Source organism: Streptomyces sp. NPDC059002 (genome assembly GCF_042740435.1).
In the GTDB taxonomy this organism is placed as follows: Bacteria; Actinomycetota; Actinomycetes; order Streptomycetales; family Streptomycetaceae; genus Streptomyces.
On the sequence record NZ_JBHYJI010000019.1, the window covers coordinates 120765 to 142921 of the forward strand.

The window sequence follows — 22157 nt, forward strand, 5'->3', positions numbered from 1 at the left end:
GGGGAGTTTCCTGTGGGGTTGGACTGGTGTCGATGGTGGCACAGGGTGCATTGATTAGGGAAATAGCTAGAGTGGGTCATGTTGATCGGTTCCAGCTATCAGTCACCGTCATATAGAGGAGTGCCCGTGGCCACCCCCAAGGCCGTCACCAAGAGAGGCGCACGGCAGCCGAGCCTCGCCCAGCTGCGGGCCTTCGCCGCCGTCGCGGAACACCTGCACTTCCGGGACGCGGCCGCCGCGATCGGCATGAGCCAGCCCGCGCTCTCCGGCGCCGTCTCCGCCCTTGAGGAGGTCCTCGGGGTGACGCTCCTGGAGCGTACGACGCGCAAGGTGCTGCTCTCGCCCGCGGGGGAGCGGCTCGCGGTGCGCACCAAGGCGGTGCTCGACGAGGTCGGCGCGCTGATGGAGGAGGCCGACGCGGTCCGTGCGCCGTTCACCGGGGCGCTGCGCCTCGGCGTGATCCCGACCGTGGCGCCCTATCTGCTGCCGACGGTGATCACCCTGGTCCACGAGCGCTACCCGGACCTGGACCTCCAGGTGCACGAGGAGCAGACCTCCTCGCTCCTGGAAGGGCTCGCCGCGGGACGGCTCGACCTGCTCCTCCTCGCGGTGCCGCTCGGCGTGCCGGGCATCACCGAACTGCCGCTCTTCGACGAGGACTTCGTGCTCGTCACGCCGCTCGACCACTGGCTCGGCGGCCGCGAGGGCATCCCGCGCGACGCGCTCAAGGAGCTGAACCTGCTGCTGCTCGACGAGGGGCACTGCCTGCGCGACCAGGCGCTCGACATCTGCCGCGAGGCGGGCCGTGCGGACGCTCCCGTCACCACGACCGCCGCGGGTCTTTCCACCCTTGTCCAACTGGTCGCCGGGGGGCTCGGGGTGACGCTTCTTCCGCGTACCGCGGTGCGGGTGGAGACCAGCCGCTCCAACCAGCTGCTCACCGGGTACTTCGCGGATCCCGCGCCGACCCGGCGGATCGCGCTCGCGATGCGGACGGGGGCGGCGCGGGCCGCCGAGTACGAGGAGCTGGCGCGCGCACTCCAGGAGGCGGTACGGCCGTTGCCGGTGCGGGTCGTGTGATCCCGCACCGGCGTGCCCCGCGCCCCTTCGGGCGCGGACCTACTCCGTGCGCAGGCCGTCCGGGCGCATCATGCGGCGCAGCGGCGGCAGGCTGAGCAGGGTCACGATCGCGACCATCGCCGCGCCCGCGGCCGTCAGCGGCACGAACGACCACCAGTCGGTGACGCTCTTGTCGATCATGCGCGTCATGACCACACCGAGGCCGAGGCCACCGGCGATCGCGAGGGCGAGGCCCAGGGCGACCGGGAGTGCCGTCTGCCACAGGAGCGACCACGCCATCGACGAGCGGCGCGTGCCGAACGCGGTGAGGACCGCCAACAGGCGCTTGCGCTCCCGCAGTTGCTCGATCATCGACACCAGCATGGATGCCGCGATCAGCGCCATCGTGGCGCTCGCGCCGATCTGCAGACCGCGTGAGATGGACGCGTACTGCTTGTCGCGGTCGACCGCCTTCAGCGAGTCGACGCCGAGGAACGGACTGATGCGGGCCGCCGCGTTGCGCACGTGCTCCTCGGCGTCCGGCACCTTCGGGTCGAGCTTGACCCAGGAGGTCGTCGACGAGTCGTCCAGCTTCTCGATGTCGACGGCGCTCGGCGTGGCGAGGATGCCGTCGATCTTCCTGCCGGACGGGTTGGTCCTGGCCTGGACGGTGGGCGAGCTCTTCGGCAGCGTCCACAGGACCGGCTTCGCGCCCTTGTTGAAGTCGGGGTCGGGCCCGATGTTGATCGGCTTGCCGGGGCGTGCCGTCTCGTCCAGCCACTTGTTCTGCTCCCGGCTGCCGGTGTGCGAGACGAAGGTGTCGCCGTCCTTGCAGGAGCCGATGTTCGCCAGCTCGCGCAGGGTCGCGCAGGTGCCGATGGTCAGCTCCGTGGTCGGCGTCATGTCGTTGACCTTCTTGCCGCCGGGCCGGGTGACGAACGCCTGCACGGTGCCGATGACCTTCGTGACGCCCTCGGTCTTCGCGAAGTCGTCGGTCATCCGCTGGGCGAGCGGGCCGCTGCCGGTGCCGCTGCGGACCGTGAGCTGGGCACGCGTGGTGTCCTGCCCGGTGACCTGGTTGAAGTCGTCGTGCATGGACGCGAACATCATCTGCAGCGCCACCGCGCCCGCCACCGCGACGGTGATCCCGCTGACCGCGCGGGACGCCGTACCCGTGGTCAACTGCAGCCTGCGGACGGCGAGCTGCCAGGGCACCGGACCGCCGCGCAGCCGTCCCACGACGGCCTCGACGAGCCAGGGAAGCAGCGCGCTGAGTCCGATCAGGGCGAGCGCCGAACCCACCGCGATCGCCGTCACGTTGACCGCTTCGTTGCCCAGGTCGGGGTCGATGCGGCCGGAGAAGAGCAGGATGCCGATGCCGAGGACCGGCAGCACGAGGCGCCACCACAGACGGCGCTTGCGCTGCTTGGTGCCGCGGAAGACGCCGAGCGGTTCGATGGCGACCGAGCGCAGCGAGAGCAGCGTCACCAGGACCGCGGACACCGGCACGGCCACCGCCACCAGCGCGACCAGGCCGGGCGACGGCACCATGTCGGACGGGTAGGCGCTGACGTTCGTCAGGTCGACCACGCCCACGAGTTCACGGAGCAGCAGGAAGAAGACGGCGCCCGCGGCGAGCCCGAGGACCGCGCCGAACAGTGCCTCCCCCGCCGCGATCCTGCGCACCGCGCGGGCGTCCGCGCCGACCAGGCGCAGGGCCGCGAGGCGCCGGTCGCGCCGGTCGCCGCCGAACCGCACGGCCGTACCGATGAAGATCACCACAGGGGTGAGCAGCACGACGCAGATCAGGACGACGAGCGCCATCAGGAACGGGTCGAGGGGCAGCGAGTTGTCCTGCCCGAAGGCCTCGACGCGGTAGCTGGTGCCCGACGCGCTGATCTTGTCGGTTCCCGCGTAGTAGAAGAGCTCCAGCGGCGAGACGAGGCCCGCCTCACCGATGGTGCCGGTCACGCGGAAGCCGCTGAAGCGCTCCTTGAACAGCTTGTTCGCCGGGTCGTCGAGGAGGTCGCGCAGCGCGGGTGAGACGACCATCTCGCCGGGCGCCGGGATCTTGTCGAGCCCCGGCGGCAGCACCGGGGTCTTTCCTTCGGCGCGCACGAAGAGACCGGTGGCGCTCTTCCCGTGGAAGGTGGTGCCGGTGTTGCGCATCACCAGCGTCGCATCGGTCGCCTTGAGCGGCTTGTCGCCGAGGTCGGACTGCGGGGTGCGGGCGACCTGCCGGTCGTCGCGGTTCTGGAGCAGGTTGGGCACGGAGGCCGCGCCGAGCAGCAGGGCGACGCCGAGGCCGACGCCGACGGCGGTCAGGATCGTGCGGATCCAGCCCTCGCGGCCGCCGCCCGCCGCGAACCGTACGCCCATGCCCAGATCGCGCATCCAGGCGGCGGCTCCGGTCGGGGCCACGGGCGCCTGCGTCTCGACGGGAGGCCGGGGGCGCACCTGGGTGTCGCTCATGCGGCCCGCTCCATGTCACGGGACTTGCCGTCGCGGACGACGATCTCGCGGTCCGAGTAGGCGGCGACCCGGGTCTCGTGGGTGACCAGGACGACGGCCGCGTTGGTGGACCGGGCGGCGTCGGTGAGCATCTCCATGACGCGCTCGCCGTTCAGCGAGTCCAGGGCGCCGGTCGGCTCGTCGGCGAAGATCACGCGCGGGCTCGTGGCGAGCGAGCGGGCCACGGCGACGCGCTGGCCCTGGCCGCCGGAGACCTCGCCGGGCCGCTTGGCGTGCACATCGGCGACGTCGAGCCGCTCCATCCAGGTGAGCGCGGTGGCCTCGGCGGCCTTGCGCTTGACGCCGTTCATGCGCAGCGGAAGGGCGACGTTCTCCACACAGGTCAGCTCGGGGACGAGCTGGCCGAACTGGAAGACGAATCCGAACTCGCTGCGGCGCAGGGCGCTCAGCTCGGCGTCGGACATGCCGGTCAGTTCACGGCCGCCGTACGTGATGGTGCCCGCGTCGGGCCTCACGATGCCGGCGAGACAGTGCAGCAGGGTCGACTTGCCCGAGCCGGAGGGGCCCATGACGGCGACGACCTCGCCGGGGTGGATGGAGAACTCCGCGTCGTCGAGCGCGGTCGTGGGGCCGTAGACCTTGCGGAGTCCGTCGGCTATGAGGAGAGAGCCTGCGGGGGTCATGCGGAGCGCACCTCCTGGGCGAGCTTGCCGAGGCGTGCGGTGGCCAGTTCGAGCCAGCGCAGATCGGCTTCGAGATGGAAGAGCGCGTGATCGCAGATGAGCTGGTCGGCGAGGTCGCCCTTGCGCTTGCGGTCGGTGAGTATGCGCATCAGGCGCAGGTGCTCGGCGCGCTGGACGTCGAGGAGTTCGGCGGCGTCGCGGCCGGTGAGGAGCGCCAGGACGACCTTGGTGTAGAGCGTCGACTGGAGGTAGGGCTCCGGCTTCTCCGGGGTGGCGAGCCACTGCTGGACGTCGGTGATGCCGGCCTCGGTGATCGCGTACCGCTTGCGTTCGGGGCCGCCGCCCGCCTCTATGCCGTCGACCTCGACGAGGCCGTTCTTCAGCAGCCGGGACATGGTCGAGTAGACCTGCCCGTAGTGCAGCGGCTTGTCGTGCCCGAACTTCTCGTCGAAGGCGCGCTTGAGGTCGTAGCCGTGCCGGGGGCCCGACTCGAGGAGTCCCAGAAGGGTGTGACCGATGGACATGCGGAGCACTGTACACGGTGTGTATACGTGGTGTGTATACGCCCGGTTTAGAGCTCACAGGTTCGGCGTCCGGGCAACCTTCTGAGCCTCGCGTTCGTCGGTTTCATCGGGACAGGTGCTCATTGTCACGTCCGGAAAAGACCGGATCGGCAGGAGTTTGCCCCAAGGTGCGGTGTTAGCTTCATGAGCTGACTCGACGTACGCATGAGGACTAGACGGAAGCGGAGCACTCTCAGTCATGGGCCGAGCCGAAGAACGACAAGCGCGGCAGCGCGGTGCCCGCCGGGCAGCGCGCGGGCGCCCGTCCGGCGGCGGCAAGCGCACCGGCATACGCCGCTTCTTCACCTGGAAGAAGATCCTCGGGACGTTCTTCGGGTTCATCCTGCTGGGCATGCTCGGATTCGTGATCCTGTACCTCGTGGTGGACATACCCGAGGGCAATGCCGCGGCGAAGAAGCAGAGCAACGTCTACAAGTACAGCAACGGCCAGGTCATCGCCCGCACGGGAGACGTGAACCGCGAGATCGTCGACCTGGACAAGGTCCCCGAGGACGTCCAGAAGACCTTCGTCGCCGCCGAGAACAAGTCCTTCTACAAGGACGAGGGCGTCGACTTCAAGGGCACCGCCCGCGGTCTGATCAACACGGTGACCGGCAAGGGCAAGCAGGGTGGCTCGACGATCACCCAGCAGTACGTGAAGAACTACTACCTCAGCCAGGACCAGACGGTCAGCCGCAAGCTGAAGGAACTGGTCATCTCGCTGAAGGTGGACCGCGAGAAGAGCAAGGACGACATCCTCGCGGGCTACATCAACACCAGCTACTACGGCCGCAGCGCCTACGGCATCCAGGCCGCCGCCCAGGCGTACTACGGCGTCGACGCCAAGGACCTGAAGGTGGACCAGGGCGCCTACCTCGCCGCCCTGCTCCAGGCCCCCAGCCAGTACGACTGGGCGGTCGCGTCGCCGACCGGCAAGAAGCTGGTGAAGCAGCGCTGGAACTACGTCCTCGACAACATGGTCGAGGAGGGGTGGCTGGACTCCGGCAAGCGCGCAGGACTGAAGTTCCCCACGCCCGAGGACCCCAAGGCCCCGCCCGGCCGCGAGGGCCAGATCGGCTACCTCGTGGAGGAGGCCAAGCGCGAGGTCCTGCGCAACAGCGGCCTCAGCGAGGCCGAGTTCGAGGCCGGCGGCTACACCGTCACGCTGAACATCGACCCCAAGAAGCAGAAGCAGCTCGAAAAGGCCGTCGACGCGAAGCTGAACGACAAGCTCGACCGCAAGAAGAGCAAGGCGGACGCCCGGGTCCAGGCGGGCGCCGCGTCCGTCGACCCCAAGACGGGCAAGGTGCTCGCCATGTACGGCGGCGAGGACTACGTGAAGCACTACACGAACAACGCCACCCGCCGCGACTACCAGAACGCCTCCACGTTCAAGCCGCTGATCCTCGCCGCGGCCCTGGAGAACGGCGCCAAGACGCAGGACGGCAAGCCGATCACCGCGGGCACCATCTACGACGGCACCAGCGAGCGCCCGGTCAAGGGCAGCGACGTCGCCTTCGCCCCGCCGAACGAGGACGACGTCAGCTACGGCCCCGTCACCGTCCAGAAGGCGATGAACAAGTCCGTCAACTCCGTCTTCGCGCAGATGGGCGTCGACGTCGGTATGCCCGAGGTGATGGAGACGGCGGGCAAGCTCGGCATGGACGTCAAGGGCCTGCCCGCCGTGCCCGCGCAGACCCTCGGCTCCATGGGCGCGAGCCCGCTGGAGATGGCGGGCGTCTACGCCACGCTCGACAACCACGGCAAGAAGGTCACCCCGGCCCTGGTCGCCTCCGTCGAGCACAAGGACCGCACGGTCGACCTGCCGGACCCGATCGGCGAGCAGGTCGTCAAGCGCGGCACCGCCGACTCGATCACCTCGGTCCTGACCGGCGTGGTCGACGACGGCACGGGGCGCGCGGTGCGCAACGCCTCGCAGGACATCGCGGGCAAGACCGGTACCTCCGACGACAACAAGTCGGCCTGGTTCACCGGCTACACGCCCAAGCTGGTCACCTCCGTCGGCCTGTTCGGCGAGGGCGCCCAGGGCACCGCCGAGCAGCACAAGCAGGTGTCGATGAAGGGCGCGGGCGGCTTCCCGCGCGTCAACGGCTCGGGCTTCCCCGCCGAGATCTGGGCGGCGTACACGTTCGACGCGATGGGTGCGCCGAGCCGGTTCGACCTCGACACGGACATGGGCGCGGCCGTCGCGCCGCCCCCGGAGCCGACGACGCAGGCGCCGAGGGAGCCCACGGACGAGCCGTCGAAGCCGGACGACAAGCCGTCGACGAAGCCGACGCCGACCACGAAGCCGACCCCGACGGACGAGCCGACCCCGACGGACGAGCCGACGCCGACGGACGAGCCGACGACGACACCGACCACCGGCGAACCGGATCCGACCGGTTCGGTCGGGATCCCCGAGGATCCTGAGGACGGCAGACCCGGCAGGGACTGACGGCCCCACCACGGCACACCGAGGCGCCCGGCACCCCGAAGAGGGGGCCGGGCGCCTTGGTCGTCTTCACGGGCGTCGAGCGGCGGTCGCGCCGACAGCCGGTGCGTGTTCGCCGCTCTCGACCGGGATCCCTAGTTCCGGTTCAGTTCGAACCAGACCACCTTTCCCGTGCTCAGCCGCGTGGCGCCCCAGCGCCGCGCCATCTTGTTGACCAGGTACAGCCCGCGACCGCCCTCGTCCGTCGCCCGCGCCTGCCGGAGCCGCGGCAGCTGCGGGACGTCGTCGCCGACCTCGCAGCGCAGTACGTCGGTGCGGAGCAGCCGCAGCGTGATCGGCCGTGACGCGTACCGGACGGCGTTGGTGACGACCTCGCTGACCAGCAGCTCCACCGAGTCCGTCAGATCTTCGAGGCCCCAGCGCGCGAGGGCGCTGCGGGCGAGGCGGCGCGCACGGGACGGCGTCGCGTCCTCCGGTTCCAGGAACCAGTACGCGACGTCGCTGGGCGCGATGCCGTCGAAGCGGGCGGCGAGCAGCGCGATGTCGTCGTCCCGGTCGCCAGGACCGAGCATGTCGAGCACCTCGTCGCAGAGTGCCTCCAGCGGCGGCGGGTGGTCGGGTCCGGTCAACTGGGCGGTGGCGGCGAGACGTTCACGCAGCTGCTCTATGCCGGTCCACACGTCGCGGAGCCGGGACTCGACGAGCCCGTCCGTGTACAGGAGCAGCGTCGCGCCCGCGGGGGCGTCCAGCTCCACCGCCTCGAAGTCCACGCCGCCCACGCCGATCGGGGCGCCCGGCGGCACCCGGAGCACCTCGGCGCGGCCGCCCAGGTGGAGCAGGACGGGCGGCGGGTGACCGGCGTTGGCGATGGTGATGCGGTGCGAGACCGGGTCGTACACCGCGTACAGGCAGGTCGCCATGCGGTCCGAACCGAGCCGCTGGGCCTGCTCGTCCAGATGGTGCAGGACCTCCTGGGGCGGCAGGTCGAGCCCGGCCAACGTCTGTGCCGTCGTGCGCAGTTGGCCCATGATCGCCGCCGATGTCATGGAGTGCCCCATGACATCGCCCACGACAAGCGCGACGCGGCTGCCGGGCAGCGGGATCGCGTCGTACCAGTCGCCGCCCACCCGGGCCGTCTCGGCCGCCGGGAGATAGCGCGAGGCGAGCCGCACTCCGGTCGGGCGCGGCAGCGTCTCGGGCAGCATCGTGCGCTGCAGCTCGTCGGCGATGTACGCCTCGCGGCCGTACAGGACGGCCTTGTCGATGCCGAGCGCGCTGTGCGTGGCCAGCTGCGCCGCGACGAGCAGATCGTCCGCCTCGAACGCGGGCCGGTCGGGGCGGCGCAGGAACACCGCGGCGCCGATCACCCGGCGCCTGCCCCGCAGCGGCGCGAGGATCGCCCGCTGCCCGGACGGCACCGTGCGCCCCTCGCCGAGCAGTTCGGGCAGCGCGGCGCGCGCCGCCGCCGAGTCCGCGAAGACGGGGCGTACGCCTCGCAGGACCTCCGCGAGGGCGCCGCCGGGACGCACCTCGCACAGCTCGGCGGTCGACATGACGTCGGTGATGTCGGGCTGCACGACCTGCAGCGCGGGCAGCGTGCCGCCGCTCTCGGTGTCCGGGTCCTCGAAGGTCCCGTCGATGGAACGGAGCCGGTCGGTGCGGCGCAGCCGGAGCACGAGCGGTCCGGTGGGCCGCTCGTCACCGACCGGCAGCGGGTCGCGCAGATAGACCAGGATCGCGTCCGAGAACGTCGGCACCGTCGCCCGGCACAGGCCCATCACGATCTCGTCGAGGTCGATGCCGCGCGCGATGCGCCGGGTCGCCGCGCCCACATAGCGCAGCCGGTCGCCGTCGCGCCGCATCGCCGCGGGGCCCGTGCCCGGCGGGCGTGGCTGCCCGCTGCGCCGCTCCTCGCCGTCCGGCGGGCCCGCAGAAGCTGCCGCGGGCAGCGGTGGGACGCCCTCGGGCTCGGGGCGCGGCCGGTGCGGGTCGGGCTCGGCGGCGGGGGACTGGGAGTGCTCGTCACCTGACGTCATCGGGGCTCCCGAGGGCGCGTCGCCCGTGCGTGCCTGTGCCGGTAAGGCGGCGGCGCCCCCGCTCTCCGGCGTCTCGGGGGAACGCAGCAGCGCCCCGCGCGGGTCCGCGGGGGCGGTCGTCCCGGCACCTGGTGCCTTGCGACCCTCGTGGGGGGTGAGGTGCTCCGTCACGCGTTTCGAATCCGTCCGTCCGGGGCTGCGCGCCGTGCGCGCCGTCCAGCGTTGCACGTCGCTCAGCCGCGTCGGCAGTGCAGAAAGATCTGGTGCTCGGGGATGGGGCCTCCCCTGCTCGAACGAAGCTGAGACCTTGGGGACGCGTCGGTGGTTGCGGGGGCGTACGCGTACGTGTCCTCGCCGGTGATCTCGAAGCCCGCGTCCCGTACGACCTGCCGCAGTTCGTCCCGCAGGTAACCCGATACCCGGATCGCGTGCCCCAGGAACGGAATTGCCGCGTCGTCCAGATCGGCCTCGACCATGGACAGCTCCATCAGGCCGCCGGGGTGCAGCAGTCCGTGCAGCCGCCGCAGTGCCCCGGGGATCTCCGTGCGCGGGAGCATCAGCAGCGCAAAGAAGCACGCGACGGCATCGAACCGGCCGACCGCGTCAGGCCCTTCGGCCCTGAGACCGGCGATGTCGAGCTGCCGGAACTCGGCCATGGGGACGTTCTTTTGCGCCAGGTCGAGCATGCCCGACGAGATGTCCGTACCGAGCACGGTGTGGCCCGCGTCGGCCAGCTGGAGCGCGGTGGGCAGGCCCGTGCCGCAGCCCACGTCGAGGACGCGGGAGCCGGGCGGCAGCGCGTCGACCAGCCGGCGTCCGGCGGCCAACTGGCCCTCCTTGTGCGGGAAGGCGTCGTCGTAGTGCTGCCCGATGGCGTCAAAGGCCTCGGCCTGGCCCCTGCGGTCCTCGCTCACGTTCTGCCGCCCCTCGATGACTTCCTGTCAGGCACCGTGCAGACCCACCGAGTTACTGCTGTGCGCCCTTGCGGAGGACGATCCTACGTTTGAACCACGGGGGCGCATCAAGGGTCTCATGAGGACACATGCGCGGGCGTACGGTCCCAGTCATCCGGCAGGGACGGTACGACCCAGGACGGATCGGGACGCCAGTGCTGCCAGCCGTCCGAAAACGGTGCCCCCCAGGCATCGATCACGTCAAGGGCCGCCCGGCCCGCGGCACGGACGTCAGCGGCCTTCCCGGTGTCCATCAGACCCACTCGAAGAGCCTGCGCGAACTCGTCCTCGTCGTGCCAGCGCCAGCTCCGGTCCGGCCGTACGGAGATGTCCAGAAAGTGATCCTCGGAGTCGACACCACCATCCCAACGGGTGCGTGGCTCCTCCAGGTTCACGTACCAGTTCTTGAACGCCCAGCCCGGCTCCCAGAACAGCCACACCGACCACGGTTCGTCGGGGCGCGCGAGCTTCAGGACGCCGGCGCCGGACCAGCGGTCCCTGCGCAGGGACCGCGGCTTCGTGTACCGGGTGGCGAGCGGCTCGTGGTGCGGGGACGTGCCGTCGGCGAGCACCGGCTTGACGCACTCGGTGCCCGGCGCCATCCACACGGCGAGCAGTTCGGCGCTGTCCTGCACGACGGTGACGGGCCGACAGATATGGAAGCGGCGCCCGGCATTCTCCCGGTACCGCCAGAGAATGTGGTCCCCGGGCGCCCACCGGTCCACTCCGTCGCCTGCCGTCTTCCCGTCGAGGTCTGTCATGAACAGATATTAGACGCCGCCCCGCGGGGGGCAATCGTGCCGAGGGGGCGGGCGATCAAGGGTGCGTCATGCGCAGGACGTCCAGGGCCTCGTCCAGTTGCTCCAGGGAGAGATCGCCCCGGTCGACGTACCCGCCCTCAAGGACCACCTCACGGATGGTCTTCCGCTCGGCGAGGGACTTCTTCGCCACCTTCGCCGCCTCTTCGTACCCGATGTACTTGTTCAGCGGCGTCACGACGGACGGCGAGGACTCGGCGTACTCACGGGCCCGCTCCCGGTTCGCGGTGATCCCGTCGACGGTCCGGTCGGCGAGCAGCCGGGACACGTTGGCAAGCAGCCGGATCGACTCCAGGACGTTCTTGGCGATGACCGGCAGCATCACGTTGAGCTCGAAGTTGCCCGCGGCGCCCGCCGCGGCGACCGTCGCGTCGTTGCCCGTGACCTGCGCCGCGACCATCAGGGCCGCCTCCGGGATGACCGGATTGACCTTCCCGGGCATGATCGACGAACCGGGCTGCAGATCCGGCAGGTTGATCTCCGCGAGCCCCGTCCGCGGCCCCGAAGCCATCCACCGCAGGTCGTTGGCGATCTTCGTGAGCCCGACGCCGACCGTCCGCAGCTGCCCGCTCGTCTCGACGATGCCGTCCCGCGCGCCCTGCGCCTCGAAGTGGTCGCGGGCCTCGGTCAGGGGCAGCCCCGTGGCCCGTGCGACCTCGGCGATGACGGCGGCGGAGAAGCCGGGCGGGGTGTTGATGCCGGTGCCCACGGCGGTGCCGCCGAGGGGGAGTTCGGCGAGGCGGGGGAGCGAGGCGCGCAGCCGCTCGACGCCGTACCGCACCTGCGCCGCGTACCCGCCGAACTCCTGGCCGAGCGTCACCGGCGTCGCGTCCATCAGATGCGTACGACCGGACTTCACGACGTCCGCGAACTCCTCGGCCTTGCGCTCCAGGGAGGCGGCGAGGTGCTCCAGGGCGGGGATGAGGTCGCCGGTGACCGCGCCCGTCGCCGCGATGTGGATCGAGGACGGGAAGACGTCGTTCGAGGACTGCGAGGCGTTGACGTGGTCGTTGGGGTGGACGTCGCGGCCGAGCCGTTCGGTGGCGAGGGTGGCGAGGACCTCGTTGGTGTTCATGTTGGACGAGGTGCCGGAGCCGGTCTGGAAGACGTCGACGGGGAAGTGTGCGTCCCAGCGGCCTTCGGCGACCTCGGCGGCCGCGTCCGCGATGGCGTCGGCGACGTCCTTGTCGAGCACCCCGAGCCCCGCGTTGACCTTGGCGGCGGCCGCCTTGATCTGTGCGAGGGCGGCGATGTGCGCGCGCTCCAGGGTCTGCCCCGAGATGGGGAAGTTCTCCACCGCGCGCTGGGTCTGGGCACGCCATTTGGCGTGCGCGGGGACCCGTACCTCGCCCATGGAGTCGTGCTCGATCCGGTACTCGCCGGTGCGGTCGTCGCTGGCGTCGCTGGTCATGCCCTGAACCTACCTCTCCGTTCAACCCCGTTAAAAAGTTGAGCACTTGTCTTGTTCCAGGTATTCCCAAGCCTGCTACTCACCAGTAAAAACCCTGGGTAACACCACACCGGGGAGGCGCAATGAAGCGCATCAGACGCAGCGGACGGGGCCGGCTGCGATGTTCGTTCGCGGCAGCGGTCGCGATGACGGCCGTGCTCGGCACGGCGGCGGCGGTACCCGCCCAGGCGGCGGACGGGACCGGGGCGAAGGCGCCCGCGGCCACGCCGCTGCCGCCCGACCTGGAGAAGATCCGGGCGGACGAGGCCACCAAGCTCTACGGCAGCCCCGCCGAGCGCCCGATGGCCGACCGCAAGACCGGCCTGATCTCGCTCGGCGACAGCGAGATCTCCGGCGAGGGCGTCGGCACGTACGAACCCGGCACGGACGGCCCCGACAACTGGTGCCACCGCTCGCCGGACGCCGCGATCCACCGCACCGGCATCCCGGCCGACGTGACGTACAACGTCGCCTGCTCGGGGGCGCAGACCGCCAACATCAGGATCGGCGGCCAGAAGCAGTACGCCGACGAGCTGGTGCAGAGCGACAACCTCGCGATCAAGGCCCGAAACACAAAGATCAAGACGATTCTGCTCGTCATCGGCGCCAACGACGACCTCGACTTCTCCGGGGTGATGACGGACTGCGTCACCCGCTATCTGCTCAGCCAGGGCGCGTGCGCGGGCAAGTACAACGACGGCTGGCAGGCGCGCGTCGACGGCCTCGTGCCCAAGGTCGAGCAGTCCATCCGCGACCTGAAGACCGTCATGAAGGACGCCGGCTACCAGGAGGGCGACTACAAGCTCGTCGCCATGGGGTACCCGAGCCCGATCGGCCCGGACTTCCGCGACAACCCCTCCTTCCCCGGCAAGCTGGCCTGCGGCGGACTCGGCTACGACTCCGACACCGAGTGGGGCCGCAACTACGCGGTGCCGACCTTCGCCACCGGCATGCGCAAGGCCGCCAAGAACGCGGGCGCCACCTACCTCGACAACTCCCGCCTCTTCCACGGCCACGAGGTCTGCATGGAGGACACCTGGGCGCGCGGTCTCTACATCGACCTGTCCAACCCCTTCCCGCCGGACTCCAATTCGGTGCGCCAGTCCTTCCACCCGAACGCCCGCGGCCACGCCGCGTTCGCGTCCTGCCTCACCCAGCTCTACAACTCGGGCCAGCGGGAGGGCAGTTGCGCCGACCCGGCGAGCACGGGCAGCGCGAAGCTGTACCCGGGCGCCTGGGACGACGCGTACCGGCCCCTGACGAACGAGGGGACCCGGACCTGCGTGGACGTCGACGCGTCCAAGAGCCGCAACGGCACCAAGGTCCAGGGCTGGGACTGCACGGGCAACCGCAATCAGACCTGGTGGTACGACGGCGCTCAGCAGTCGCTGCACACCGGCCTGACCCAGGACCGCTGCCTGGACGTCCCCGGCAGCGCCAAGGAAGGCACCGCAGTCACTCTCTGGAACTGCCACGGCGGCGCCAACCAGAAGTTCGTACGCCAATCGGGGACCCTGCGCCCGGCCGCCGACACCGGCCTCTGCCTGGGGCTCGCCGCACCGAAGGAGCCGCTGACGCTCCAGAAGTGCAACGGCTCGCCGAGCCAGCGGTTCGCGTAGGCCTTACGTTCGGAGCATGATCTCAGCACTCTCCGTGGTCGCGGCGGCACTCGTCGCCGCGACCCCGGTCACCACCCCCGCAGGCGCCTCGCAGGACGAGATACGCGCGTACTGGACCCCCGAGGCCATGGCGGAGGCCGTGGCCGCCTCCGACGACCCTCATCCGGACGGCGTCTCCTGGACGTACGGCACCGAGTCCGTACGCAATGTGGGCCGCCTCTTCATGGAGATTCCCGGCGGCAAGAAGGCCACCTGCACCGCGGCCGTCGTCGAGGCCGCCAACCGCAGCGTGATCGCCACCGCAGGGCACTGCGTGCACCTCCAGGCGGTCGGCGGCTGGATGAAGAAGCTGCTCTTCGCCCCCGCGTACGACAAGGGCACCCGCCCCTACGGCACCTATGTCGCGAAGTCCGTGGCCATCGCCCCCGCCTGGTCCGAACGCGAGGACCACAAGGCCGACTTCGCCTTCGTCACCCTCGGCCCGGACGAGCAGGGCCGCTCCGTGCAGAACGTCACCGGCGGCCGCCCGGCGTCCTTCGCCCCTGTCCCCGGCGAGAAGACCGCCCTCGGCTACCCCTTCGTGAAGCCGTACGACGGCGAGACCCTCCAGTACTGCTCGGGCCCCACGACTCCCGTGAACGACAACCGCCTCGTCGGCGGCGAGCAGCTCACACCGTGCCGCATGACCAACGGCGCGAGCGGCGGCCCCTGGTACGCGCGCACCGCCGACGGCAAGGACGTCCAGGTGGGCGTCACCAGCGCCCGCCCCAAGGAGCCGGGTCTGGAGAACGTGGCGTGGGGGGCGATGTTCGAGGGGACGGCGCGCGAACTGCATCAGCATGCGGAGCAGTTGAAGTAGCGCGCCGAGGGAGTGCCCGCGGCGTCACGTCGCGAACACGAACAACGTGAACGCGAAGAACAACCCGATCAGCACCGGCCAATAGAGCAGCGTCGGCAGCAAGTTGTCCTTCCACTCCAGTGCCCGGATCTTGGTCTCGGAACCGATCAGGATCGCGTTGGCGAAAATCCCCATGATCACGATGTACTGGGCGATCGCGAAGTACTCCAGATACGTCAGCGACGTATCGCCCGCGATCTCCCGGATCTGCGTCTGGTCCACGACCACGACAAGGAGCAACGTCACCGCGAAGGAGATCGCCGTCCACGTGGAGAACCCGAAGCGTGGATTGCGGGTGTCGTCCTTCGTATAGACGAAGAGCGCCAGGAACATGATGGCCGCGATGAAGAAGGACTGCAGGAGCCGCCCGGTCAGCGGCCCCGCCCACTTCCGCTCCATGCCGATGTTGAAGTACAGCTCGGGCGCCGCGACGAACGGCTTGTTCCAGTCGGTCACGCCCTGCGTCATCGTGTAGTTGTGCTGGCCGTAGCTCCACGCCGTGTAGTACGGCGCCCAGCCGCTGGTCACGATGTCCTGGTCGAGGCCGATCTCGCCGTATTTCCACGGCGGATAGGACGCGAAGTCGGGGACGAGCACGTCATTGGTGAAGGCGGCGTTCGTCCACAGGCGCAGCCAGATGTTCTGCTTGTCCAGCGGGTATTTCTGGTAGTTGAAGTGCTGGCGCAGGGTGAGATTGAAATGCCAGCCCTTCAGCCGCTGCCCGGAGGTGTTCACGGTGTCGTACGCCTCGTCGAGCGTGTATCCGTCGGGCGCCTCGGGGAAGACGACGCCCATGTCCTTCTCGGGCATGCCTTTCGGATAGCGCTGCCAGACATATCCGCTGACCTCGACCTCCTGCGGGTCGGTGAACTTGGCGCCCTGGATGAAGACCCCGGTGGGAATCTCCCGGATCTTCACCCCGGGCAGCAGCTTCCTCAGATACGTCCGGCTGTCCTGGTCGTCCATGAGCGGCGTGCCCACGATCGTGTCCGTGACGCGGTCGTGCGAGACGATCTGCCAGACCGTGCCGATGCCGAGCGCGAAGAGGACCGAGGCGATCGCCGAGACCAGCGCGCACCGCCTGCCGGACAGCCGGAACGGCTTGAGCAGCGCGATGGACAGGAACAGCAGCAGCAGGACGACGCTCGCGATCAGCGGCGCCCAGCCGGAACGCTCGGTGTGCCCCGCGGGCGCGCCGTCCGCGCCGAAGTAGCGGATCGCGAAGACGACCGTAGCCGCGGCGCAGAGCGCGAGCAGGACCAGATTGACGCGCGCCAGGAGGCTTGGCCACACCCGCTTCCGCTTCAGGCGCTGGTCAGCCATGGTTCTTCTTTGCCGGTGGCTTGGGTGGCTCGGGCATCTTGAACTCGGGGAGCTTGAAGTCCGGGAGCGGGAACGGCAGGAATGCCTGCGCGAAGCTCAGGCCGAGCCCGAAGAAGATGTCGAAGGCGAGCAGGGACAGGTGCACCATCGCCCAGGCGGACTGGAAGAAGATGGCCGCCACGTCCCCGCGCACCCCCGCCTCTTTGAAGGCGCGGTTGTCCGCCTTGAGCAGCTCGACCGTGGACCTGATGTCGTGCCCCCTGGCCTTCGCGCGGCTCAGCGAACCGCCCGGGATGATCGCGAGGAGGTTGTCGAGGCTCTTGTTGGCCTCGGCCACGGACACGTCGAGCTTCTTCTCGTCCCTCTCGCCGCCCAGGACGATGCCGGCGAGGTCCGCGGTCGAACCGGAGGCGCCGCCGAACTTGCCGATGGTCCGCCAGCTCTGGGCGAGCCGCTCGCGGTCACGGCGCGGGTCCTCCTTGATGGTGAGCGGGGTGCTGGGCTTCGGCGTCGGCTCGGTCGTCGGTGACGGCGAGGTGCCGGGCCAGGTCCACGGCTGCGGCGTCGTCGGCGCCGACGGCAGCGAGGGCAGCGGCGGAAGCACCGGGGCGGACGCCTGGGGCGGCGGCGTCGGTTCCCTGGGCGCGGCGGACGCGGCGGGGACGAGGGCGAGCGTGCCGCACAGGGCGGCGCTGAGGGCGGAGGTCAGGGCCTGCTTACGGAACATGGCTCCACCCTCAGATACACGGTCACCCTCCGCAATCGGAGACTGCGGAGGGTGACCTGTAAGGGGGAGGCGCCATGGACGCCCGGGTGGTGCGCCGCTGTTACGCCAGGCCGGGCCCGCGCACCGGGATGTGCGTGAACGTCGGCTCGGGCGCCGGGTTCTGGAAGAAGTCGTTGCCCTTGTCGTCGACCACGATGAAGGCGGGGAAGTCCTCGACCTCGATCTTCCAGACCGCCTCCATGCCGAGCTCCTCGTACTCGACGACCTCGACCTTCTTGATGCAGTCCTGCGCGAGGCGCGCGGCGGGGCCGCCGATCGAGCCGAGGTAGAAGCCGCCGTGCGTGTCGCACGCGTCGGTGACCTGCTTGCTCCGGTTGCCCTTGGCGAGCATGACCTTGGAGCCGCCCGCGGCCTGGAACTGCTCCACGTAGGAGTCCATGCGCCCGGCCGTGGTCGGCCCGAAGGAGCCGGACGCGTAACCCTCGGGCGTCTTGGCGGGACCGGCGTAGTACACCGGGTGGTCCTTCAGGTACTGCGGCATCTCCTCGCCCGCGTCGAGCCGCTCCTTGATCTTGGCGTGCGCGATGTCGCGGGCCACGACGAGCGGGCCGTTGAGGGAGAGCCGGGTCTTCACCGGGTGCTTGGTGAGCTCGGCGAGGATGTCGTCCATCGGCTGGTTGAGGTCGATCCTGACGACGTCCGAGGCCTCGGCGTCCTTGTTGAGGGTCTCGTCCGTCGTCTCCGGCAGGAAGCGCGCCGGGTCCGTCTCCAGCTGCTCCAGGAAGACGCCCTCCGCGGTGATCTTCGCGGTGGCCTGGCGGTCGGCCGAGCAGGACACGGCGATCGCGACGGGCAGCGAGGCGCCGTGCCGGGGCAGCCGCACCACGCGCACGTCGTGGCAGAAGTACTTGCCGCCGAACTGCGCGCCGATGCCGATCTTCTGCGTCAGCTCGAAGACCTTCTCCTCCAGCTCCTTGTCCCGGAAGCCGTGCCCGGTCGGCGAGCCCTCGGCGGGCAGCTCGTCCAGGTAGTGCGCGGAGGCGTACTTCGCGGTCTTCAGGGCGAACTCGGCGCTCGTGCCGCCGACGACGATCGCGAGGTGGTACGGCGGGCACGCGGCCGTCCCCAGGGAGCGGATCTTCTCCTCCAGGAACTTCATCATGGAGGCCTCGTTCAGGACCGCCTTCGTTTCCTGGTACAGGAAGGACTTGTTGGCGGAGCCGCCGCCCTTGGCCATGAAGAGGAACTTGTAGGCGCCGCCGTCGGTCGCGTACAGCTCGATCTGGGCCGGCAGGTTGGAGCCGGTGTTCTTCTCCTCCCACATGGTCAGCGGGGCCATCTGGGAGTAGCGGAGATTGAGCTTCGTGTACGCGTCGTAGATGCCCCGGGAGAGGGCCTCCTCGTCGCCGCCCTCCGTGAGGACGTTCTGGCCGCGCTTGCCCATGACGATCGCGGTGCCGGTGTCCTGGCACATCGGGAGCACGCCCGCCGCCGCGATGTTCGCGTTCTTGAGCAGGTCGAGTGCCACGAACTTGTCGTTGCCCGACGCCTCCGGGTCGTCGATGATGCGCCGCAGCTGGGCCAGGTGCGCGGGCCGCAGATAGTGCTGGATGTCGTGGATCGCCTCGGCGGCGAGCTTGCGCAGCGCCTCCGGATCGACCTTGAGGAACGTCCGCCCGTCGGCCTCGAAGGTGGAGACACCCTCGGCGGTCACCAGCCGGTACGGGGTGGTGTCCTCTCCCAGCGGGAGCAGATCGGAGTACGCAAACTCTGGCATTACGGCCATTCCTCACTCGGCAGACGGCGGCGCGGCCTCCATTGGCGACGCGCCAACCAGCGTAGAGCGCGCGAAGCGGACGGATCCTGTGAGGTAAGGCTCAGTAGGGGTAGTCGCGATCTATCGCGTTTGGGTACGCTGCTGGGGTGGACCTCGAAAAGCGCCTCCCGCAGCCCGCTCCCGCCGCCGAAGGGCCGGGGGCGCTGCGCGCCTCCGACGCCGACAGGGACCGCACGGCGGACATCCTCCGCGAGGCCCTCGCCGAGGGCCGCCTCACCGCCGAGGAGCACGCGGAGCGGATCGACGGGGTCTACCGCGCCAAGACCATGGCCGAACTGGAGCCGCTGGTCAGGGACTTGCCCGCGGCGCACGACGCCGCGCCCACCGCGGGCCGCGCCCCCGATCCCGCCCCCTCCAGGCCGTCCCCCGGCGCCGTCCCGCCGGTCGCCGACGAGAATCTGGTCGCGGTGCTCAGCAGCAGCGTCCGCAAGGGCCGCTGGCGCGTGGGCCGCCGCACCCATGCGTACGCGATCTTCGGCAGCGTCGAGATCGACCTCAGCGAGGCGATCTTCGAGCAGCGCCAGGTGGTCATCAAGGCCGTCGCGGTCTTCGGCTCGATCGAGGTCCGCGTCCCGGAGAACGTCTCGCTGCGCGGCAGCGGCACGGGCGTCCTCGGGAACTTCGAGGTGGACACCCTCGACTCCGCCGAGCAGGACGCCCCGGTCGTCTTCGTGGACGGCTGCGCGGTCCTCGGCAGCATCGAGGCGCGCCCCAAGCGCGGCAGGCTCGTCCGCGACCTGCACAAGCAGCTGCGCAAGCACCTCGGGCACTGACGGCGCGCGCGCCACGCGGGAAGTCTGAACTTCCGTACATCGGAACTCAGTGCATAGGCGCGTACACAGCGGGTAGAGCTTCGTGCATCGTCTCTCGCTCGCGAAGCCGTCGTCAGGAGTAGACCGTGCTGCAACCGTCGCATCAGTCCCTGCAGGTCGCCGCTGTTCCGGTCCAGCGGGGGCCAGTGCGGGATCGGAACGATGACGCCCCGTGGCACACGGAAGCCGTGTGCCGCCGAGACGAAGCCGGACTGTTCTTCGCCCCGTCCAAGGAGCCGACCGCGGCCCGGCTCTCCCGCGAGGAGGCGGCGAAGCGGGTCTGTGCCCGCTGTCCCGTGATGGTCGAGTGCCGCGAACACGCCCTGCTGCAGCCCGAGCCGTACGGGGTGTGGGGCGGCCTCACCGCCGCCGAGCGCCGCGTGGTCCTGGCCCGCCGCCGCAGGCGCGACCTGGAGCTGAAGAAGGCGGCGCACACGGCGGGGGTCGCCGCCGCGGGATAGGTGGGGGGACGGCGGCCGCGACCGGACCGCACATGCCGAAAGGGGGCGTCCCCCGCACGGGACGCCCCCTTCGGCATGCTCCGGCCGAAACTGCTCGGTCCGGTCGAACCGCTCGGCGCGGCCGGACTACGTGGCGCGGTCGGACTACTTGGCGCGGTCGAAGTCGATCGCGCTGTACGCGCGCAGCTTCGAGAGCCGGTGGTCGGAGTCGATCTTGCGGATCGTGCCCGACTTGGAGCGCATGACCAGCGAGGACGTCGACGCGGTCGCCGCGCGGTAGCGCACGCCCTGCAGCAGCTCGCCGTCGGTGATGCCGGTCGCGACGAAGAAGACGTTGTCCCCGCGGACCAGGTCGTCCGTCGAGAGCGTGCGGTCCAGGTCGTGGCCCGCGTCGATGGCGCGCTGGCGCTCGGCGTCGTCCTTGGGCCACAGCTTGCCCTGGATCACACCGCCCAGGCACTTGATGGCACAGGCCGAGATGATGCCCTCGGGGGTGCCGCCGACGCCCATGAGCAGGTCGACGCCGGTGCCCTCGCGGACCGCCATGATCGAGCCCGCGACGTCGCCGTCCGAGATGAACTTGATGCGCGCGCCGGTCTCGCGGATCTCCTTGACGATGCCCTCGTGGCGGGGGCGGTCCAGGATCATGACCGTGACGTCCTCGGGCGAGGAGTTCTTGGCCTTGGCGACGCGGCGGATGTTGACCGACGCGGGCGCGTTGATGTCCACGTAGTCCGCGGCCTCGGGGCCGGTGACCAGCTTGTCCATGTAGAAGACCGCGGACGGGTCGAACATGGCGCCGCGGTCGGTGGCGGCGAGCACGGCGATCGCGTTCGGCATGCCCTTGGCGGTCAGCGTCGTGCCGTCGATCGGGTCGACGGCGATGTCGACCTCGGCACCGGTGCCGTCACCGATGCGCTCTCCGTTGAAGAGCATCGGGGCTTCGTCCTTCTCGCCCTCGCCGATGACGACGACGCCGTTCATCGAGACGGTGGAGACGAGGGTCCGCATGGCCCTGACTGCGGCGCCGTCCGCGCCGATCTTGTCGCCGCGGCCGACCCAGCGGCCCGCGGCCATGGCGGCGGCCTCGGTGACCCGGACGAGCTCCAGGGCGAGGTTGCGGTCGGGAGCCTCGGGGGAGACCTCGAGCTCGGACGGAAGATGATGCTCGGTCATCGGAGCGCACCTTTCTGCTTGATACGACGACGGCCGGATGAGGGATTGTGAACGACTCTATCTGCAGGTCGACAAAATGAGCAGGGGGCCCCACGCATGAGCGGACCGGGCGGAGGGGGCGCGTAGGGGGAGGTACCGGGGAAAGGTGCCCGAGCGGGGCCTGAGACCATGGGGCGCGTGGCAGGAAGACAAGGCAACCAGACCGTCAAGAACATGCTGTGGTCGTTGGTGGTGATCGCTCTCGTCGCGGGCGTGATCTACATCTTCATCCCGCATGACGACTCCAAGAGTCCCGTGGAGCGCAAGGACTACCGCGTGGAACTCCTGACGGCCCGCCGCGCCGCGCCCTATCCGGTGGTGGCGCCCGAGGGGCTCTCCAAGGCCTGGAAGGCGACGTCGGTGCGGTACAAGGGCGACGAGCACGACAGCTGGCACCTCGGCTTCCTCGACCCGGACGACGAGTACGTGGCGATCAAGCAGTCCACGGAGAAGCCCGCCAGGTTCATCGAGAACGTCACCAAGGAAGCCAAGTGCACCAAGGCCACCGAGGAGATCGGCGGCCAGGAGTGGCAGCGCTACGAGGGTGAGACGTACGACGCCCTGGTGCGCACCGAGAAGGGCGCCACGACGGTCGTCCTCGGCACGGCGTCGTTCGACCGGCTGACGAAGATGGCGGAGTCGCTGAAGACCTCCTGACCAGGCGCGACCTGGAATGCGCGAAGGGCCCCCGGCGGTGTGCCGGGGGCCCGTCGCGTCGCTTGCGGGGTGGCGCAGACGGGGGTGTCGACCACGTGGTATGCCAGGCGCGGGGGGCG

At 70.1% G+C, this 22157-nt stretch carries 18 protein-coding genes; 7 read left to right on the forward strand and 11 right to left on the reverse strand.

The genetic code is table 11. From position 1 onward, the window contains the following. Positions 1–126 precede the first annotated feature (126 nt). A complete protein-coding gene (locus tag ACFWZ2_RS19590; protein WP_384547248.1) occupies positions 127–1080 on the forward strand; it encodes a LysR substrate-binding domain-containing protein in 954 nt (317 codons plus the stop codon). Positions 1081–1119: 39 nt separating this feature from the next. Here ACFWZ2_RS19590 and ACFWZ2_RS19595 read toward each other — a convergent pair whose 3' ends face one another. The 3 genes from ACFWZ2_RS19595 to ACFWZ2_RS19605 are packed head-to-tail and all read right to left on the reverse strand — an operon-like array spanning position 1120 to position 4738. Then, complete coding sequence (locus ACFWZ2_RS19595; protein ID WP_384547250.1) at positions 1120–3531, reverse strand: FtsX-like permease family protein; 2412 nt, start codon at positions 3529–3531, stop codon at positions 1120–1122. Then, positions 3528–4214 carry an ABC transporter ATP-binding protein gene (locus tag ACFWZ2_RS19600; protein ID WP_384547251.1) on the reverse strand — a complete coding sequence of 229 codons (687 nt, stop codon included), beginning with the start codon at positions 4212–4214 and terminating at the stop codon, positions 3528–3530. The genes ACFWZ2_RS19595 and ACFWZ2_RS19600 overlap by 4 nt, the downstream gene beginning before the upstream one ends. After that, positions 4211–4738, reverse strand: a complete 528-nt coding sequence (locus ACFWZ2_RS19605) for a PadR family transcriptional regulator (RefSeq protein WP_384547253.1) — start codon at positions 4736–4738, stop codon at positions 4211–4213. Before ACFWZ2_RS19605 ends, ACFWZ2_RS19600 begins: the two co-directional genes overlap by 4 nt. Before the next feature lie 238 nt (positions 4739–4976). On the opposite strand from ACFWZ2_RS19605, the gene ACFWZ2_RS19610 reads away from it, so the two are divergent. Continuing rightward, a complete protein-coding gene (locus ACFWZ2_RS19610) occupies positions 4977–7235 on the forward strand; it encodes a transglycosylase domain-containing protein (protein ID WP_384547255.1) in 2259 nt (752 codons plus the stop codon). Positions 7236–7366: 131 nt separating this feature from the next. On the opposite strand, the gene ACFWZ2_RS19615 is transcribed toward ACFWZ2_RS19610, so the two are convergent. From ACFWZ2_RS19615 to ACFWZ2_RS19630, 4 genes are all read right to left on the reverse strand, one after another. Further along, positions 7367–9439 carry a SpoIIE family protein phosphatase gene (locus tag ACFWZ2_RS19615; protein WP_384547257.1) on the reverse strand — a complete coding sequence of 691 codons (2073 nt, stop codon included), beginning with the start codon at positions 9437–9439 and terminating at the stop codon, positions 7367–7369. Between the two features lie 62 nt (positions 9440–9501). Next, positions 9502–10182 (reverse strand): methyltransferase domain-containing protein, encoded by a 681-nt coding sequence (locus ACFWZ2_RS19620; protein ID WP_384547258.1) that lies wholly within the window; start codon positions 10180–10182, stop codon positions 9502–9504. 116 nt (positions 10183–10298) lie between these two features. Continuing rightward, positions 10299–10982 (reverse strand): DUF402 domain-containing protein, encoded by a 684-nt coding sequence (locus ACFWZ2_RS19625; protein ID WP_384547260.1) that lies wholly within the window; start codon positions 10980–10982, stop codon positions 10299–10301. A gap of 55 nt (positions 10983–11037) precedes the next feature. Further along, positions 11038–12450 carry a class II fumarate hydratase gene (locus ACFWZ2_RS19630; protein ID WP_384547262.1) on the reverse strand — a complete coding sequence of 471 codons (1413 nt, stop codon included), beginning with the start codon at positions 12448–12450 and terminating at the stop codon, positions 11038–11040. A gap of 122 nt (positions 12451–12572) precedes the next feature. On the opposite strand from ACFWZ2_RS19630, the gene ACFWZ2_RS19635 reads away from it, so the two are divergent. Together ACFWZ2_RS19635 and ACFWZ2_RS19640 are read left to right on the forward strand one after the other, a co-directional pair. Then, positions 12573–14108 (forward strand): ricin-type beta-trefoil lectin domain protein, encoded by a 1536-nt coding sequence (locus tag ACFWZ2_RS19635; RefSeq protein WP_384547264.1) that lies wholly within the window; start codon positions 12573–12575, stop codon positions 14106–14108. Between the two features lie 16 nt (positions 14109–14124). Next, positions 14125–14967, forward strand: coding sequence for a trypsin-like serine peptidase (locus tag ACFWZ2_RS19640; protein WP_384547266.1), 843 nt, complete (start codon positions 14125–14127; stop codon positions 14965–14967). Between the two features lie 24 nt (positions 14968–14991). Here the strand turns inward: ACFWZ2_RS19640 and ACFWZ2_RS19645 are convergent, their stop codons facing one another. The 3 genes from ACFWZ2_RS19645 to ACFWZ2_RS19655 all read right to left on the reverse strand — a co-directional run bounded on the left by ACFWZ2_RS19645 (position 14992) and on the right by ACFWZ2_RS19655 (position 18833). Beyond that, on the reverse strand, positions 14992–16329 hold the full coding sequence (locus tag ACFWZ2_RS19645; protein ID WP_384547267.1) for a hypothetical protein: 1338 nt from the start codon (positions 16327–16329) through the stop codon (positions 14992–14994). Next, positions 16322–17056 carry a hypothetical protein gene (locus ACFWZ2_RS19650; protein ID WP_384547269.1) on the reverse strand — a complete coding sequence of 245 codons (735 nt, stop codon included), beginning with the start codon at positions 17054–17056 and terminating at the stop codon, positions 16322–16324. Before ACFWZ2_RS19650 ends, ACFWZ2_RS19645 begins: the two co-directional genes overlap by 8 nt. Positions 17057–17156: 100 nt before the next feature. Next, positions 17157–18833 carry a fumarate hydratase gene (locus tag ACFWZ2_RS19655; protein WP_384547271.1) on the reverse strand — a complete coding sequence of 559 codons (1677 nt, stop codon included), beginning with the start codon at positions 18831–18833 and terminating at the stop codon, positions 17157–17159. Between the two features lie 146 nt (positions 18834–18979). Between ACFWZ2_RS19655 and ACFWZ2_RS19660 the strand changes: the two genes are divergently transcribed. Both ACFWZ2_RS19660 and ACFWZ2_RS19665 read left to right on the forward strand, forming a co-directional pair. Beyond that, positions 18980–19666 carry a DUF1707 domain-containing protein gene (locus ACFWZ2_RS19660; RefSeq protein ID WP_384547273.1) on the forward strand — a complete coding sequence of 229 codons (687 nt, stop codon included), beginning with the start codon at positions 18980–18982 and terminating at the stop codon, positions 19664–19666. A gap of 125 nt (positions 19667–19791) precedes the next feature. Beyond that, complete coding sequence (locus ACFWZ2_RS19665; RefSeq protein WP_384547274.1) at positions 19792–20166, forward strand: WhiB family transcriptional regulator; 375 nt, start codon at positions 19792–19794, stop codon at positions 20164–20166. A gap of 144 nt (positions 20167–20310) precedes the next feature. Here the strand turns inward: ACFWZ2_RS19665 and glpX are convergent, their stop codons facing one another. Further along, positions 20311–21342: a class II fructose-bisphosphatase gene (glpX, locus tag ACFWZ2_RS19670; RefSeq protein WP_384547276.1), complete on the reverse strand. Its 1032-nt coding sequence runs from the start codon at positions 21340–21342 to the stop codon at positions 20311–20313. A gap of 177 nt (positions 21343–21519) precedes the next feature. Between glpX and ACFWZ2_RS19675 the strand changes: the two genes are divergently transcribed. Then, entirely contained in the window at positions 21520–22038 is a 519-nt protein-coding gene (locus ACFWZ2_RS19675) for a DUF4245 domain-containing protein (RefSeq protein WP_384547278.1), read from the forward strand. Positions 22039–22157: the final 119 nt, after the last annotated feature.

Coding starts and splice junctions, on each gene's coding strand:
- ACFWZ2_RS19595 (WP_384547250.1), bottom strand. CDS start 3,531: ATGAGCGACACCCAGGTGCGCCCCCGGCCTCCCGTCGAGACGCAGGCG.
- ACFWZ2_RS19600 (WP_384547251.1), bottom strand. CDS start 4,214: ATGACCCCCGCAGGCTCTCTCCTCATAGCCGACGGACTCCGCAAGGTC.
- ACFWZ2_RS19605 (WP_384547253.1), bottom strand. CDS start 4,738: ATGTCCATCGGTCACACCCTTCTGGGACTCCTCGAGTCGGGCCCCCGG.
- ACFWZ2_RS19610 (WP_384547255.1), top strand. CDS start 4,977: ATGGGCCGAGCCGAAGAACGACAAGCGCGGCAGCGCGGTGCCCGCCGG.
- ACFWZ2_RS19625 (WP_384547260.1), bottom strand. CDS start 10,982: ATGACAGACCTCGACGGGAAGACGGCAGGCGACGGAGTGGACCGGTGG.
- ACFWZ2_RS19630 (WP_384547262.1), bottom strand. CDS start 12,450: ATGACCAGCGACGCCAGCGACGACCGCACCGGCGAGTACCGGATCGAG.
- ACFWZ2_RS19635 (WP_384547264.1), top strand. CDS start 12,573: ATGAAGCGCATCAGACGCAGCGGACGGGGCCGGCTGCGATGTTCGTTC.
- ACFWZ2_RS19640 (WP_384547266.1), top strand. CDS start 14,125: ATGATCTCAGCACTCTCCGTGGTCGCGGCGGCACTCGTCGCCGCGACC.
- ACFWZ2_RS19645 (WP_384547267.1), bottom strand. CDS start 16,329: ATGGCTGACCAGCGCCTGAAGCGGAAGCGGGTGTGGCCAAGCCTCCTG.
- ACFWZ2_RS19650 (WP_384547269.1), bottom strand. CDS start 17,056: ATGTTCCGTAAGCAGGCCCTGACCTCCGCCCTCAGCGCCGCCCTGTGC.
- ACFWZ2_RS19655 (WP_384547271.1), bottom strand. CDS start 18,833: ATGCCAGAGTTTGCGTACTCCGATCTGCTCCCGCTGGGAGAGGACACC.
- glpX (WP_384547276.1), bottom strand. CDS start 21,342: ATGACCGAGCATCATCTTCCGTCCGAGCTCGAGGTCTCCCCCGAGGCT.